The following is a 17,315-nucleotide window of genomic DNA, read 5'->3' as shown; positions in this document are numbered from 1 at the left end:
GTGTCCGCATGTGCACAGGAACTCGTACAGGGTCTGACGGTATGGCCGATGAAGCCAAGGCGACGAAGGTGCTTATCATCGAGGACGAACCGCTGATCGTTCTCGATCTCAAGGCCATCCTCAAGGACATGGGCTGCGACGTGTGCGGCGTCGCGGAGACGGCGGAGCAGGCGATGGAGACGGCCAAGCGGGAGGCTCCCGACCTCATCCTGGTCGACATCCGCCTGCCCGGCGAAACGGACGGCATCGACGCGGTGAAGGCGATCGTCGCGGAGCGCCCCACCCCGGTGCTCTACGTCACCGGCAACTGGCGCGAGCTGCGCAGCCGCGGCCTGCCGGACGCCATGGCCATCGGCAAGCCGTATCTGCCCTCGGTGCTGCGCCGGGCCATTCAGACCGTCATGGGGCAGGACGCCTGAGGCGCGTCACGGCGCGATGAGGCCGCCGAGCGCCGCCTTGACCGCCGCCTGGATGCGGGTGGCCACGCCCAGTTTGCGGATCGCGTTGTCGATGTGGAAGTTCACCGTCCGCTCGCTCACCCGCATCAGCACGGCGATGTCGGTGGACGACTTGCCCCGCGCCGACCAGGTCAGCGCCTCCACCTCGCGGTCGGTGAGGCGCACGGAAGGCCCCGGCTCCGTCCGCGCCGGGCTGCGGGCGATCCGGTTCCGCACGGTTTCGACCAGCAGTTCGAAGTCGATCGGCTTGACGATGTACTCGTCGCAGCCGAGCCGCCGAGCCGCGATCAGGTTCTCCCGCTGCCCGTACGCGGTCAGGAAGATGAAGGGGATGGCGCGGACCGCCGCCCCGGCCTGCGGGATGCTGCCGAGGATGTCGAAGCCGGAGAGCCCGGGAAGGTCGAGGTCGCACAGGATCAGGTCGGGGCGCCGTTCGACGATGGCCGCCAGCCCGGTGGTGCCGTCGCCGCAGGCGTCCACCTCGAACCCGGCCTCCTCCAGTTCCTCCACCAGCAATTCGCGGGTGCCGGGGTCGTCCTCGATGCAGAGGATGCGCTTGCGCTCGGTCATGGCTGATCGCCTCCGGTCCTGGAGGGCGGCTGCGGCAGCCGGACGGTGACGGTGGTGCCGGCGCCCGGGCGGCTGTCGAGAGACACCGTGCCGCCGTGTGCCGCCACGAACCGCTCCACCAGGTGCAGGCCCATGCCGGCGCCCGGCACGCCCCGGCTGTTGCCGCCGCGGTAATACGGCATGAACAGGTTCGGCAGGTCCTCGGCGCCGACGCCGGTGCCGCGGTCGGCGACGGACACCACGACCTCGTGGCCGCGGCGCAGGCCGTACACCGCGATCGGCGTGCCGGGCGGGGAGTACTTCACCGCGTTGGCCAGGATGTTCTCGAAGACCTGGAAGAGCAGCGTCTGGTCCCCCTCGATCCGCGCCGGCAGCCCGTCCAGGTCGGCCGACACCAGCGCGGCGCCGCCTTCGGCCGCGTTCTGGATGACCTCCCGCAGCAGCGCCTTGAGGTCCAGCGGCCGGACGTCCGCCCTGGGGTCGTTCCGCTCGATCGCGGCGGAGGCGAGGATGGCGGCGATGATGCGGTCGATCCGGGCCGCCGCGTCGCGGATCTTCTGCGCCCGGGCCGCGATGTCGCCCGGCGCCATGGTCCCGCTGCGCTTCAGGATCCGATAGGCCTGCCCGTCCATGACGGTGAGTGGCGTGCGCACCTCGTGCGACAGCATGGCCATGAAGCGGCGCTGGCGCTCCACCTCCTCGCGCTGCTCGTCCAGCGAGCGGTTGAGCGCCGCCTCCATGGCCACGCGGTAACGCACCAGGAACGCCACGACCCACTGCGTGGCCACGGCGATCACCCGGTTCAGGACGAAGCTCCAAGTGATCGCGTCGTCGTAGGGCTGGATGAAGAAGCCCAGGAAGGACAGTGTGGTGGCGACCGCCGCGTACAGGAACACCCGGCGGCCACCGTCGAGAAGGCTCAGGATGACCGGGATCGCGTAGGCGAAGCAGACCGAGACGTTCTCGGCCGGCGTCACCGCGTCGAGGAGGAAGATGCCGGCGATGCTGACGACGTTGAAAGGAACGACGAGCAAACCGGCCTTGGAGCGGAGTCCGATCACCGTTGCGACGGTCTTGCCTTTCTGCGTCATCGGATGTCTGGAATGGGAGCCCGCAGGGCGACGACAGTTCACGCCCATCGCAGGCCGTCCGCAAGAGAAACCGTCCATGAAGGGCGCGCCATCCCGCCGCCGATCCGACGCGGGGCGGTCGGCTCGGCGGCGGGGGCGTTCCTCCCTGGACCGATTTGTTTTTTCTGTGCTGTAGGGAGGCACAGAACAGCGCAAACGCGGCGCTCACGCCAGCTGTCAAGGTTCACAGGTGGCGCGGCGCCGCCGGCATGAAAAGGTTGGCATGGATGGCGACCGCCCGGCGGCGGACGCATGCCCCTTCACGCCGCTGACGGAACCGCTTTCCCATGGCAAACGACATCGTCCGGCGCATGGCCCGCCCGGCCAGCATGCTCCGCGAACTGCTCGACAGCGAGGCGTCGGGGGGTGTCTTGCTCATGATCGCCGCCGCGGCCGCGCTGGTCGTCGCGAACTCGCCGTGGGCATCGCTCTACGCCGCGGCGCTCCACGCGCCGCTGGCGGGCCTGGACGTGCTGCACTGGATCAACGACGGCCTGATGGCGGTGTTCTTCCTGCTGGTCGGGCTGGAGATCAAGCGTGAGCTGCAGGAAGGGCAGCTCGCGACGTGGTCCCGGCGCGCGCTGCCCGGCATCGCCGCGGCCGGCGGCATGCTGGTGCCGGCCCTGGTCTACGCCGCGCTGAACTGGAACGATCCGCAGACGCTGCGCGGCTGGGCGATCCCGGCCGCCACCGACATCGCCTTCGCGCTGGGCGTCATCTCGCTGATCGGGCCGCGGGTGCCCGCCTCGCTGAAGGTGTTCCTGGCCGCCCTTGCCGTCCTGGACGACCTCGGGGCGGTGGCGATCATCGCCGTCTTCTACACGGCCGACCTGTCGCTCGGCGCCCTGGCGCTCGCCGCGGCGGCGATGACCGTGCTCATCGCCATGAACCAGCTCGGGGTCGTGCGCCTGTGGCCGTACCTTCTGGCCGGTGCGGCGCTGTGGGTCTTCGTCCTGTGGTCCGGCGTCCACGCGACCGTCGCCGGCGTGGCGCTGGCCTTCACGATCCCGATGGCCCGCAAGGAGCACGAGGTATCACCGCTCCACCGCCTGGAACACGCCATCCTGCCCTGGGTGTCCTTCGGCGTCGTTCCGATCTTCGGCTTCGCCAACGCCGGGGTGTCGTTCGCCGGAGCCGATCTCGCGTCCGTCACCGGGTCCGTGCCGCTCGGCGTCGGGCTCGGCCTGTTCCTGGGCAAGCAGGCGGGCGTCCTGGCGGCGTGCTGGATCGCCGTCCGCCTCGGCCTCGCGCACCTGCCGTCGGGGGCGAACTGGCTTCAGCTCTACGGAGTGGCGCTGCTGTGCGGCATCGGGTTCACCATGAGCCTGTTCATCGGCGTCCTCGCCTTTCCCGCGGCTCCGGAGCTCATGGACACCGTCAAGATCGGCGTCCTTCTGGGATCGACGCTGTCGGCGCTGGCCGGGTGGTTGATCCTGCGCAGCGCGCCGTTGCGCCGGACCGTCGCGGAAGGCGCCCGGCCATGACCTTGAGCGACGAGCAGACACGCTGGCTTCTAACCGCCCGCCCCGATACCTGGCAGCTCGACGACGGCGCCTCGGACGACCTGATCTACGAGTGCATCGCCATAGGCTTGGTGGAGGTGGGCCACCGCCGCGGACAATGGAAGCTGACGGCGGCCGGCCATCACGTGTGGTGCATGCTGCGCGGGCGATAGAGTCTCCTCCGGCGTGGCACGGATGACCGCCTCGTTGGAGCCGGTTCGCCGCGTGGCAGCGCAGGACGTTGTTGCAGTGGGGCGATGATTAGGCATCGCCGTCCAGGCCCTGAATTGCATGCTCGACCTCGGACACCCGGACTCCGTCCGCATCCGATGAGCAGGCGCACCAAGCTGTCGGTATCAGCTCTCGTCACCCCGGTGCAGCCGCGTCAGCGCCCACGCGCCCGGACGTTGTCTGCGATGTCCGCTTCAGCGAACCGGTCGGCCGACACAGGACGAAGCGGTGAAGGCAGCGCGGCTCGCGCGGGCCTCGAGCCGGCACCGAAGCGGAACCGCTCTGTCGCAATTTGTCTGATAACGTTGGTAGCAAGCGCAGGCTGAACCGCTAACTATAGTTGACCGATCGATACAATTTGTTTTAATAGGCTACTAATGCGTTGGCCTGCGGATGCAATCCTCTTCCCTATTGATTCAGCACCCCAATCCCATGCGCAAGCCTGTCTTGCAGTCCGCGGACAATGCTCAGGCTGACCTGAAGCAGAGTTTGTGGGCGGGACGGGTCTATTAGCGATTTATTGTCTCCAGGCTCAAATGCTGCGGGTGCCAAGCGTGCGCAATTCGTTGAAGGTCATCCTGGAGCCGCGGCTCGTGTTCGATGGCGCTGCGGTGGCCACGGCTTCCCACACGGCGGCCGACGTCATCGACCAGTCCAAGGACACCGCTGCGCACGACGCGCCAGCGCACGGCGCCGCGTCCCACGACGACGCTTCCGGCGCCGCGGCGGCGCCCGCGCCTGTGGACGCCCCGCACGCCGACCCCGCGGCCGCGGCGGCGCCGATCCCCGCCGACGGCCGGGCAATCGCTCCCCCGGCGGCGCCGGTGCAGGAGATCGTTTTCGCCGATTCCCGGATCGAGGGGCTGCAGACGCTGCTGTCCGGGGTGCCGGCGGGGGTTGCGGTCGTGGTGCTCGACCCCACGCGCGACGGCATCGAACAGATCAGCGAGACGCTCGCCGGACGCACCGGGATCGAGGCCATCCACGTGCTGTCGCACGGCTCCGACGGGTCGGTGACGCTGGGCGGCAGCACGCTGAACGCCGTGACGTTGAGCGCCCGTGCGGAGGACGTGGCGGGCTGGCGCGACGCGATGGCCGACGACGCCGACATCCTGCTGTACGGCTGCGAGGTGGCGGAGACCCAGCGCGGCAAGGCGTTCGCCGACACGCTCGCCGTCCTGACCGGCGCCGACGTCGCCGCCTCGGACGATGCGACCGGCGGTGCCGGGCACGGCGGCGACTGGATCCTGGAATACCGGACCGGCGGCATCGAGGCGTCGGCGGTCATCTCCGACGACGCCCGCGCGCAGTGGGACGGGCTGCTCGCCGCGCCGTCCATCACCGCGCCGACCGACCCGCTGGCGGCGACCGAGGACACCACGCTCGCCATCACCGGCATCAGCGTATCGGACGCCGATGCCACCGACACCCTGACGGTGACGGTCAACGTCAGCAACGGCACCCTGGCGGCGACCGGCGGCACGCTGAGCAACGGCGGCAAGACCCTGACGGTCAGCGGCACCGACCAGGATGCGATCAACGCCGTCCTCGCCGGCCTGACCTACACACCCAACACCAACAGCAACGCGGGCGACCTGCTGCGGGTGCAGGCCAGCGACGGCACCACCACCACGACCCAGGATCTGACCATCACGGTGGCGGCGGTCAACGACGCGCCGACGCTCACCAAGAACACCATCTTCAGCCCGGTGACCGAGGACAGCGGAGCCACCGGCGGGACGCTGGTGTCGGCGCTGCTCGACCAGGCGGGCTATGGTGACGTGGACAGCGGTGCGCTCCGCGGCATCGCCATCGTCGGCACGACCTTCTACCAGGGCACCTGGCAGTATTCGTCGGATGGTTCGACCTGGAACGACGTCGGCAGCCGCAGCGATTCCAGCGCCCTGCTGCTGCAGGCCGACGCCGGCACGTCCATCCGCTTCATCCCGGGAAGCAACTTCAACGGCACCGCCACGCTGCAATTCCGGGCGTGGGACCGCACCAGCGATTCGGCCGGCGCCACCGTCGACCTGACACTGCCCGGCGCGACCGGCGGCGGCACGGCGTTCAGCGCCAGCCGGCAGACGGCAACGATCAACGTGCTGCCGGTGAACGACGCCCCCACCCTGTCGCCCTACACCGTGTTCATCGACGAGGGCGCCGGCAACACCGTCAAGCTGACCACCAGCGCGTTCGGCCTCTACGACCCGGACATGGGCGGCCTGCTCAACAGCAACCCGCAGTACGCGCGCCAGATCATGTTCAAGCTGACGGAGCTGCCCGATCCGGCGAAGGGCGTGCTGCGCTTCGGCAACGACCGGCTGGTGGTCGGCTCCATCTTCTCGCTGCAGGACGTCATCGACGAGAAGATCACCTACCGTCACACCGGCTACCAGACCACGGCCGCCGGCGGCACCGCGGACTCCTTCAAGGTCACGGTGGACGATGGCGCCGGCGGCACGGTCGACGCGACGCGGATCGACATCGCCATCCGCGCCGTCAACCAGGCTCCGGCGCCGACCATGACGCTCGACGGCACCGCCTACGAAGGGCGCAAGAACGTCGGCCTGACGCTGAGCGTCGCCGACCCGGACCAGACCTCCGGAACCTGGGCGGTGGCGTTCACCAACGTTCAGCCGGGCGCCGGCGTGCTCTACCGCGACCTCGACGGCAACAACCGCTACGACGCCGGCGAGGAGGTGACGGAGGGCAGCACCTACACAGGCGCGCTGAGCGGGCTGCGCCTGCGCTACGACGTAGACGGCGCAGAACCGTCCGCCATCGCGCCGCGCTTCACCGTCACGGTGACGGACGACGGCGGCGGCACCACGCCCGTCGCCACACTGACCGGCAGCACCACCTTCTCGATCAGCGTCCAGGAGAACAACGACGACCCCGTCCTCACCACCTTCCCTGACAACGGCGGCACCGGGCTGACCATCGCCCGCACGGTCGACACCCAGGAAGCCCGGGTGATCGCGCTGGACACCAGCATCCTGAACGTCACGGACACGGACTCCGGCAACACCAACATCTCCTTCAACATCCTGTCGGCGCCCGACGGCGGCGTCGGCACGGTCCAGGTGCTGCGCGGCGGGACGTGGCGCAACCTGGGTGCCGGCGCCAACTTCACGCTGGCCGAGGTGATCGCCGGCAGCGTCCGCTACTACGTGCGGACCAGCGCGGACGGGACGCACGCCGACCAGCTCCGCTTCCAGATCCGCGATAGCGAGATCACCGCCTTCTCGACGGTGCGGCAGGTGGTCGACCCGCGCGACGGCGGCGCACGCGACGCCGCCGACACCGCCTACCTGACCTTCACGCTCGACCTCTCGGTCACGGTGAACGGCAGCCCGCCGGGCGGCGAGGGCGGCCCCATCGACCCGCTGACCTTCATCACCAACCTGGCGCCGACCGGCGTCACCGTGGTCGATATCGGCACGGTGCACGTGGAGGAAGGCGGCGTCATCCGCTTCACCCGCGACGCCGCCGGCCAGCCGCAACTGCTGACCACCGACCCGGACACGGCGGACGCGCAGCTCGTCTACCGGCTCACCTCGCTGCCGACGGGCGGCGCCATCCAGCTCTACACCGGATCGGGCGACCCGGCGACGGACACCGAGAACTGGCGCACGCTGAACATCTACAGCTCCTTCACCCAGGCCGACGTGAACGCCGGCAAGGTGCGCTTCAGCCACGACGGCGGCGAGGACTTCCTCCAGTCCTTCAGCTTCACGGTGTCGGACGGCGCCAACGTCACCGCGGTGCAGACGGTCAACATCGACGTTACCCCGGTGAACGACACCCCGACCGCGACCACCAGCGGCACGGCACAACTGGTCGAGCGCAACCTCGCCAACCTCTCGGACACCTCGCCGGACAACGGCTACTACGTCTTCAACACCGGCGGCCGCGTGCAGATCACGCTGGGCGACGTGGACGGCAGCGGCGACAAGACCGGCGACGTCGCGCACCAGTCCACCGACACCCAGATCGGCTTCACCGTGGTGACCGGCCCGGCCGGCGGCGTGCTCCAGGTGTTCCGCAGCGGGTCGTGGCAGGCAGTGGTGGCGGGCGTCACCTTCATCACGCGCGCCGAGCTGGCGGCCGGCTCCTTCCGCTACGTCCACAACGGCGACGAGGTCTTCTCCGACAGCTTCACCATCCGCCCGGACGACGGGCGCGGGCAGCCGAACAGCGTCGGCGCCGACCGGGTGGTCAACCTGTCGATCGCCCGCTTCAACGACCCGCCGGCCGCGCAGACCAACACCGGCCTGCAGGTGGTGGAGGGCGGCACGGGGGTGATCGGCGGCGTGGACGGCAACGGCGACCCGCTGTCGGGCTCCGGCACGGCCTTCGCGGGCACCGGCAAGGCAACGTTGCTCTACACCGATCCCGACAACACCACGCTGCAGCGCCAGTACCTCATCATCGACGCGGTGGACAACGGCACCCTGAAGCGCGACGGCGTGGCGCTCGGCCGCCTCAGCGTCTTCACCCAGGAGGACCTGGACGCCGGCCTGATCACCTACGAGCACAACGGCGGCGAGGTGTTCACCGACAGCTTCTCCTTCCTGGTGAGCGACGGCGGCGGCACCTCCGTGTTGGGCACCTTCAGCATCAAGGTGCTGCCGCGCAACGAGGCGCCGACCATCGGCACGCTGCCGACCTACCGCATCCTCGACAGCGCGGCGCCGATGACCTTCACCGGCGCCAACACCATCACGCTGGCCGACGGCGACCTCGTGTCGGTGGACACCGCGGCCGGCGAGACCGACATTCTGCGCGTCACGCTCGACGCCCAGGTCAACGGCACCACCTACGCCGACGGCGCCCTGACGCTCGGCACCACCACCGGCCTGACCGTCGTCTCGGGCACCAACGGCACCTCCGGACGTCTGGTGGTCGAGGGCACGCTGGCCGACCTCAACGCCGCGCTGGCGACGCTGAGCTACCAGATCGGCCACGACGCCAACGCGGTGGTCGACCTGGTCATCACCGCCGACGACCGCACCAACGGCGGCGCCAACGGCGGCCTGACCAACGAGAACGGCAACCCGCTCGACGCCGCCAACAACACCGCCGTCAAGACGGTGCGGCTCTATGCGTCCTACACCCAGGACGACCCGACCCTCGGCGGGCCGACCGCGCTGACGGTCAACGAGGACGCGACGCTGGCGTTCAAGAACGCCAACGGCAACAGCTTCGCGCTGCAGATCAGCGATGCCGACGGCTTCAGCGTCAGCGACGCGGCCGGCACGGTGACGCTCGGCGTGCAGCACGGCACGTTGTCCATCGGCGCCGCCAACGGCGCCACGGTGACCGGCAACGGCACCGGCGGCCTGACGCTGCGCGGCACGCTGGCGCAGGTGAACGCGGCGCTGCTGACCATGACCTACGCCGCGACGGCGGACTACAACGGCACCGACACGCTGTCGGTCACCGTCGCCGCCAAGACCGGCGCCTACGGCCTGGGCGGCGCCTCAGACGTCAGCGGCACCTACGCCATCACCGTCAACCCGGTGAACGACACGCCGACGGCGACCAGCGCCGGGGCGGAGACGCAGGTCGTCAACCAGACCACGCCCTACGTCTTCAGCGCCGCCACCGGCAACCTGATCAGCGTCGGCGACGGCAAGGACGGCGGCGCCACCCGGTTCCAGGACACGGTGACGGTGACCGTGTCGCTCACCGGCGATTCCACGGGCGTGCTGACCCTGATCGGCGGCACCACCGGGCAGGGCAGCGTCACGCTGACCGGCACGCTGGCGCAGGTGAACGCGGCGCTGGACGGCATGACCTACACGCCGAGCAACTACGACCTCGACGCCACCGTGCGGCTGACCGTCACCATCGACGACGCGGCGGACGGCGGAACGGCGCTGGCCGGCGGCGTCGGCGCCGCGCAGACGGCGAGCGTCAGCGTCGACCTCAACGTCTCCAACGCCGATGACGCCCCCACCCTGACCGCGCCCGGCGCCATCGACCCGGTGAACGAGGACACGTCGATCACGCTGACCGGGGCCGGCAAGGTCTTCGTCCTGGCCGACACCGACGACTTCGGCGCCGGCGGCATGAGCGTGACGCTGAGCGTGGACCACGGCACCCTGAGTCTCGTCGCCAACGACGGCGCCACGGTGACCGGCGGCGGCACCGCGACGCTGACCATCACCGGCACCAAGCAGCAGGTCAACGACGCGCTGGATGGCCTGAAGTTCACGCCGACCGCGGACTTCCACGGCACCGCGACCATCACCGCCAACGCCTCGGACGGGATCCTGCCGGCGCTCCAGGTCACCAAGGCGATCACCGTCAGCCCGGTCAACGACCGCCCGGCCGCGGCGGGCTCGGTCAGCGTCGGCACCGTCACCGAGGACACCACGCCGGCCGGCACCGATCTGGCGACGCTGCTCGGCGGCAAATACTCGGACGCGACCGACAACCAGACCACCCAGGGCGGCGACAGCACGGCGACGCCGCTCGCCCACGTCGCCATCGTCGGCAGCACCGGCTACACCGCGGCCCAGGGCACCTGGCAGGTGTCGGACGGGTCGGGCGGCTGGATCAACGTGCCGACCTCGGGCCTGTCGGCCAGCGCCGCGCTGGTCGTTTCCGCCGACCGCACCATCCGCTTCGTGCCGGCCGCCGACTTCCACGGCACGCCGGGCTCGCTCACCGTGCGCCTCGCCGATGGCAGCGCCACCATCACCGACAGCGCCAGCGCCGCAGCCGGGCAGCTCAAGGACCTCTCGGCCGACGGCGGCACCGGGACCACCGGCGCGTGGTCGAGCGGCAGCGTGACGATCACCGCCACCGTCGCCAACGTCAACGACCGGCCCACCGCCGCCGCGGCCACGCTGGCCGCGGTGGCCGAGGACACCGCCGCCGCCTCGATCACCGGCGCCACCGTCGCCAGCCTCGTCGCCGGGAAGTACGGCGACACCCGCGACAACCAGAGCGGAATCGCCGGCGGCACCAACGCCTCCACCCCGGTCGGCGGCATCGCCGTCGTCGGCAACGCCGCGAACGCCGCGACCGAGGGCACCTGGTACTACGACGCCGGTTCCGGCTGGGTGGCGATCGGCACGCCGGCCGACGGCAGCGCGATCCTTCTGCCCACCTCGGCCAGCCTGCGCTTCGTGCCGGTGGCGGACTTCAACGGGACGCCGGGCGCGCTCACCGTGCGCTATGCCGACAGCGCGGTGACCTTCAGCGCCGGCAGCGACATCAGCGCCACGGCCGCGGACGACACCGGCACCTGGTCGGCGACCACGACCATCGGAACCTCGGTCAGCGCGCGCAACGACGCGCCGGTGCTGTCCGGCACCGCAGCCAGCCCGACGGTGGCCGAGAACGCCGGCACCGGCTCCGGCACCGCCGCGGTGAAGCTGATCACCGCCGGCACCGCGGGCGTGTCGGACATCGACTTCGCCACCGCCAGCTTCGGCGGCGGCACCATCACCGTGTCCTTCACCGAGGCCACCAATCCCTACCGCACCGGCGACGTGCTGGAGCTGGGCAGCAGCTTCCCGGCCAGCGTCGTCGCCTCGGTCAGCGGCGGCAACGCGCAGGCGCTGGTCATCACGCTGGGCGCCAGCGCCACGGAGGCCACCATCCAGCAGGTGCTGGAGGCGATCCAGTACCGTTCCACCAGCGACAACCCGACGGTCTACGGCACCGACCTCGACCGCACCTACCGCATCAGCTTCACCGACGGCAACAACAACGGGCTGGCCGGCGGCCCGTCGTCGCTGGCGTCGGCCACGACCATCGACGGCACCATCCAGTTCACGCCCGTCAACGACCCGCCCAACGCCGTCGACGACACGAACACGCTGACCGAGGACACCGCCAGCGTCAGCGGCAACGCCCGCAGCAACGACACCGACCCCGACACCCAGACCAGTTCGCTGACGGTCACCGCGGTCACCTTCGGCGCGACGGGCGGCACGGTGGGTTCGGCATTGGCCGGGGCCTACGGCTCGCTGACGCTGAACGGCGACGGCACCTACAGCTACGCGCTGAACACCGGCAACCCGGCGGTGCAGGCGCTGCGCACCAGCACGGACACGCTGACCGAGACCTTCACCTACACCCTGTCGGACGGCGCGCTGACCGACACCGCGACCATCACCATCACCATCACCGGCGTCAACGACGCGCCGGTGGCGGTGGCGGATTCGCTGAACGCGGTGGAGGACGGCGGCGCGGTGTCCGGCAACGTGCTGACCAACGACACCGACAAGGACAGCGGCGACACCAAAACGGTGACGCAGGTCAACGGCGCCCCCGGGAAGGTCGGCGCCACCGTCGCCGGGGCGAACGGCTACGGCAGCTTCGTGATCGGCTCCAACGGCGCGGTCACCTACACCATCGACAACAGCAAGCCGGCCGTCCAGGCCCTGGCGCAGGGCCAGACGGTCACCGACACGGTGACCTACCAGACGAGCGACGCCGCGGGCGGCACCTCCACCGCGACCGTCACGGTGACCATCACCGGCGCCAACGACGCGCCGGTCGCCGCCAACGACACCGGCAGCGTCGCCGAGGACGCGGCGACCGCCGCCACCGGCAACGTGCTGACCAACGACAGCGACGTCGACACCGGCGCCACCCGCAGCGTGACCGCGGTCTCGCTGGGCGGCACCGGCGGCACGGTGGGGGAACCGCTCACCGCCGCCTACGGTTCACTGACGCTGAACGCCGACGGCACCTGGAGCTACGCCATCGACAACGCCAAGGCCGCCGTCCAGGCGCTGGCGGCCGGCGAGACGCTGACGGAGACCTTCGGGTACACCGTCGCCGACGAGCACGGCGCCACCGCCACGGCGACGCTGACCGTCACCATCACCGGCGTCAACGACGCCCCCGTCGCGGTCGCCGATACCGGCACCATCGCCGAGGACGCGGCGACCGCCAGCACCGGCAACCTGCTGGCCAACGACACCGACGTCGACACCACGAACACCCACAGCGTCACCGCCGTGTCGTTCGGCGCCACGCCGGGCACGGTGGGCTCGGCGTTGAACGGCGCCTACGGAACGCTGACGCTGAACAGCACCGGCGCGTGGAGCTACAGCATCGACAACACGAAGGCCGCGGTGCAGGCGCTGCGCACCAGCGGCGACACGCTGACCGAAACCTTCACCTACACCAACCGCGACAGCAGCGGCGCCACCTCCACCAGCACGCTGACCATCACGATCACCGGCGTGAACGACACGCCCGTGGCCGTGGCCGACACCCTCGACGTCAACGAGGACGGCGCCGCGGCGACCGGCGCCGTGCTGGCCAACGACACCGACGTGGACAGCGCCGACACCAAGACCGTGTCGCAGGTGAAGGGCAGCGCCGGGAACGTCGGCACGGCGGTCACCGGCAACAGCGGCTACGGCAGCTTCACCATCGCCGCCGACGGCACCGTGTCCTACGCGGTGAACAACAGCCTCGCCGCCGTCCAGGCGCTGGCGGTGGGCGAGTCGCTGACCGACAGCGTCTCTTACCAAATGCGCGACACGGCCGGCGCGGTGTCCACGGCGACGGTCACCGTGACCATCCACGGCGTGAACGACGCCCCTGTCGCGAACGACGACACCGGCACCATCAGCGCCACCACGACCGCACCCGCCACCGGTACCGTGCTGACCAACGACACCGACGTCGACACGCACGACACCCACACGGTCACGGCGGTGTCCTTCGGCGGCGCACCGGGCACCGTCGGCCAGCCGCTCACCGGCAGCTACGGCACCCTGACGCTGAACGCCAACGGCACCTGGAGCTATGCGGTCGACACCGCCAACGCCGCGGTGCAGGCCATCGCCGACGGGGAGACGCTGTCCGAGGTCTTCACCTACACCAACGCCGACAACAACGGCGGAACCGCCACGGCGACGCTGACCATCACCATCCGCGGCACCAACGCCGACCCGGTCGCGGTGGCCGACACCGGCAGCACCGTCGAGGACGCGACCACCGCGGCCACCGGCAACGTGCTGACCAACGACACCGACACCGACACCAGCGACACCCACACGGTCACGGCGGTATCCTTTGGCGGCACGCCGGGCACCGTCGGCCAGCCGGTCAACGGCGCCTACGGCAGCCTGACGCTGAGCAGCAGCGGCGCCTGGAGCTACAGCATCGACAACGCCAACGCCGCCGTGCAGGCGCTGGCGGCCGGCGCCACGGTGACGGAGACCTTCACCTACACCAACACCGACAGCAGCGGCGCCACCTCGTCCAACACGCTAACCATCACCATCACCGGCGCGAACGACGCGCCGGTCGCCACCGGCGACACCGGCAGCATCGCCGAGGACGCAGCGGTCGCCGCCACCGGCAACGTGCTGACCAACGACACCGACGTCGACACCGGCGCCACCCGCAGCGTGACCGGGATCGCCTTCGGCGGCACGGCGGGAACGGTCGGCACCGCGCTCACCGGCGGTTACGGCAGCCTGACGCTGGGCAGCACCGGCGCCTGGAGCTACAGCATCGACAACGCCAACGCCGCCGTGCAGGCGCTCGCCGTCGGCGAGACGCTGACCGAGACCTTCACCTACACCATCGCCGACGAGCACGGCGCCACCGCCACGGCGACCCTGGTGGTGACCATCACCGGCGCCAACGACGCCCCCGTCGCGGTCGCCGACACCGGCACCATCGCCGAGGACGCGGCGGCCGCCGCCACCGGCACCGTGCTGGCCAACGACACCGATGTCGACACCTCGAACACCCACACAGTGACCGCCGTGTCCTTCGGCGGCACGGCGGGAACGGTCGGCCAGCCCCTCGCCGGCGGCTACGGCAGCCTGACGCTGAGCGGCACCGGCGGCTGGAGCTACAGCCTCGACAGCACCCTGCCCGCCGTGCAGGCGCTCGCCGTCGGCGAGACGCTGACCGAGACCTTCGCCTACACCAACACCGACAGCAGCGGCGGCACCGCCAGCAGCACGCTGACCATCACCATCACCGGCACCAACGACGCCCCGGCGATCGGCGGGACGCCGAAGCTGACCGGCGCGGTGGCGGAGGACACGGGCGGGACGCTGAGCGACAGCGGCACGATGGCCTTCACCGACGTGGACCTCACCGACGCGCACACCGTCACGGCGACGTTCGCCTCGTCGTCGTACGGTTCGCAGCTCGGCACGCTCACGGCAGCGAAGGGCGCGGACACCACCGGCACCGGGACCGGCGGGCGTATCGGCTGGACCTACACGGTCGACAACGCGGCGGTGCAGTTCCTGTCCGCCGGGCAGACCATCACCGAGACCTACACGGTCACCGTCTCGGACGGGCACGGCGGCACCGACAGCCGCACGGTCACCGTGACCATCACCGGCGTCAACGACACGCCGACGGTGACCGGCACGCCGGACCTCACCGCCGCGGTGACCGAGGACGCCTCCTCGCCGACGCTGAGCCGCAGCGGCACCTGGGCCTTCACCGACGCGGATCTCTCCGACGCACACACGGTGACGGCGACGTTCAGCGGATCGAGCCGCGGGACCCAGCTCGGCAGCATGACGGCGGACACCAGCGGCGGTACGGTGCGCTGGACCTACACGGCCAGTAACGCGGCCGTGCAGGTCCTGGCGGCCGGCGAGACCGTCACGGAGACCTATACGGTCACCCTGTCCGACGGCAAGGGCGGCACCATCGCGCGCGACGTGACGGCGACCATTACCGGCACCAACGACGCTCCGGTCATCGCCGCCTCGTCCCGCCTGTCCGGCGGGGTGGTGGAGGACGCGTCCTCGCCGACGCTGCGCGACAGCGGCACGATGGCCTTCACCGACGTGGACCTGACCGACGCGCACACGGTTTCGGCGACGCTCGCGTCCTCCACCAACGGCGCGCCGCTCGGCACGCTGAGCGTTACGAAGACCGCCGACACCACCGGCTCGGGCGCCGGCGGCCAAGTGACGTGGACCTACACGGTGGACAACGCCGCGGTGCAGTTCCTGGCGGCCGGCCAGACCGTCACCGAGACCTACACGGTCACGGTGTCCGACGGGCACGGCGGCACCGACACCCGCACGCTGGTGCTGACCATCACCGGCACCAACGACGCCCCCACGGTCACCGGCGCCCCGCCGGAGGTGGCCGGCCGCGCCGGGCAGGCGCTGGCGCTGACCGTGGACCGCGGCCGCTTCGCCGACGTGGACGTGGCGGACAGCCTGCGCTTCACCGCGACGCTGGCCGACGGGTCGCCGCTGCCGTCCTGGCTGTCCTTCTCGCCCGACAGCCTCACCTTCGCCGGCACGCCGCCGTCGGGCACGGCCGGCAGCTTCGTGGTCGTCCTGCGGGCGACCGACCAGCCCGGCGCGTCGGCGACGCTGGACGTGCGCTTCACCATCACCGCCGACCCCACGGTCGTCACCGCGCCGACCACGGTGACGCCGGGGACCGCCACCCCGACGGCGGTGCAGACCACCCCCACCGCGCCGACGCCGGTGGCGCCGCTGCTCACGGTGGTGACCGGGCCCTCGCCGGGGGGCACCGGCGGCCTGACGACGAGCAGCACGGCCACCGGCGGAACGATCACCGGCGGAACCGTCACGACCGGAGCCGGCGTCGCGCCAACCGCGCCGCTGACCACGTTCGTCGACGCGGCCACGCTGGTGAGCGGCAGCAGCACGACCACCGGCTTCGGTGCCGAGGCGGTGGTGGCGGCGACCAGCCTGACCCGCCGGGGCAACGAGGCCGGCGGCCTGCTGTCAACCGACGCCGTGTTCCGCCAGACGACCTCGGCCAACGTCGAGCTGTTCCTCAGCGGCTCGGTCGGCAACCAAGTGATGCTGCCGCTGCAGCAGACCAGCTTCCAGGTGCCGCCGACCGTATTCCGCCACACCAACCCCGGCGAGAAGCTGGCCTATCAGGCGGTCCGCCCGGATGGCAGCCCGCTGCCCAACTGGATCCAGTTCGACGCCCAGAACCTGACGTTCCGCGGCACGCCGCCGGCCGGGGTGAAGGGCAACGTCGACATCGTGATCGTCGCCAAGGACACCCGCGGCCATCAGGCGGCGGCGCAGTTCCGCATTCTGGTCGGCCAGGATCTCCGCACCAACACGCCGGTCGACGACGCCCAGCGGCAGAGCGGCAACCCGAACCGCGCGCCGGCGCCCGAACCCGCGGCGGAGGCCGCCCCCGCCGAGCGGCGGGCCGACGCCGGCGCGGCCGCGGACATGGAGGTCGGCATGGACGTGGAGCCCTTCGCCGGCATGCCCGCCGGCCGGACGAGCTTCACCGCGCAGCTCCACGCCGCGGGGGCGCCGGGCGTGCTGGCCGAAGCGCGCGCCCTGCTGGACGCCCTGCTGCTGGCCGCCGACGTGGAGCGCGACGCCGCCTGATCCACACTTGTCCCACCCCGATCCACAGCCCTCCCGCCATAGTTGCTTTTGCCTCAAAGGTCAGCT

Annotated in this window: 6 protein-coding genes; 4 read left to right on the top strand and 2 right to left on the bottom strand. The window is 71.0% G+C overall.

Translation table 11 applies throughout. From position 1 onward, the window contains the following. Nucleotides 1-41 precede the first annotated feature (41 nt). A complete protein-coding gene (locus tag ACRWK7_RS05715; RefSeq protein ID WP_431855233.1) occupies nt 42-419 on the top strand; it encodes a response regulator in 378 nt (125 codons plus the stop codon). A 6-nt stretch (nt 420-425) separates the two neighbouring features. On the opposite strand, the gene ACRWK7_RS05710 is transcribed toward ACRWK7_RS05715, so the two are convergent. Further along, nucleotides 426-1,028, bottom strand: coding sequence for a response regulator transcription factor (locus tag ACRWK7_RS05710; protein ID WP_431855232.1), 603 nt, complete (start codon nt 1,026-1,028; stop codon nt 426-428). After that, entirely contained in the window at nt 1,025-2,119 is a 1,095-nt protein-coding gene (locus ACRWK7_RS05705; protein WP_431855231.1) for a sensor histidine kinase, read from the bottom strand. Before ACRWK7_RS05705 ends, ACRWK7_RS05710 begins: the two co-directional genes overlap by 4 nt. A 326-nt stretch (nt 2,120-2,445) precedes the next feature. On the opposite strand from ACRWK7_RS05705, the gene nhaA reads away from it, so the two are divergent. The 3 genes from nhaA to ACRWK7_RS05690 all read left to right on the top strand — a co-directional run bounded on the left by nhaA (nt 2,446) and on the right by ACRWK7_RS05690 (nt 17,249). Then, nucleotides 2,446-3,642, top strand: coding sequence for a Na+/H+ antiporter NhaA (gene nhaA, locus ACRWK7_RS05700; RefSeq protein WP_431855230.1), 1,197 nt, complete (start codon nt 2,446-2,448; stop codon nt 3,640-3,642). Continuing rightward, nucleotides 3,639-3,833 carry a hypothetical protein gene (locus ACRWK7_RS05695; protein WP_431855229.1) on the top strand — a complete coding sequence of 65 codons (195 nt, stop codon included), beginning with the start codon at nt 3,639-3,641 and terminating at the stop codon, nt 3,831-3,833. The genes nhaA and ACRWK7_RS05695 overlap by 4 nt, the downstream gene beginning before the upstream one ends. A 612-nt stretch (nt 3,834-4,445) precedes the next feature. Further along, the gene (locus ACRWK7_RS05690; protein WP_431855228.1) at nt 4,446-17,249 is read left to right on the top strand and encodes a VCBS domain-containing protein; all 12,804 of its coding nucleotides are present in this window, start codon (nt 4,446-4,448) and stop codon (nt 17,247-17,249) included. Nucleotides 17,250-17,315: the final 66 nt, after the last annotated feature.

It is taken from the genome of Azospirillum sp., assembly GCF_050789165.1.
This window is presented reverse-complemented; position numbering and strand designations above follow the sequence as displayed.

What these genes read in the sequence shown, in the direction of transcription:
- ACRWK7_RS05705 (WP_431855231.1), bottom strand. Translation starts at nt 2,119, where the DNA reads ATGACGCAGAAAGGCAAGACCGTCGCAACGGTGATCGGACTCCGCTCC.
- ACRWK7_RS05695 (WP_431855229.1), top strand. Translation starts at nt 3,639, where the DNA reads ATGACCTTGAGCGACGAGCAGACACGCTGGCTTCTAACCGCCCGCCCC.
- ACRWK7_RS05710 (WP_431855232.1), bottom strand. Translation starts at nt 1,028, where the DNA reads ATGACCGAGCGCAAGCGCATCCTCTGCATCGAGGACGACCCCGGCACC.
- nhaA (WP_431855230.1), top strand. Translation starts at nt 2,446, where the DNA reads ATGGCAAACGACATCGTCCGGCGCATGGCCCGCCCGGCCAGCATGCTC.
- ACRWK7_RS05715 (WP_431855233.1), top strand. Translation starts at nt 42, where the DNA reads ATGGCCGATGAAGCCAAGGCGACGAAGGTGCTTATCATCGAGGACGAA.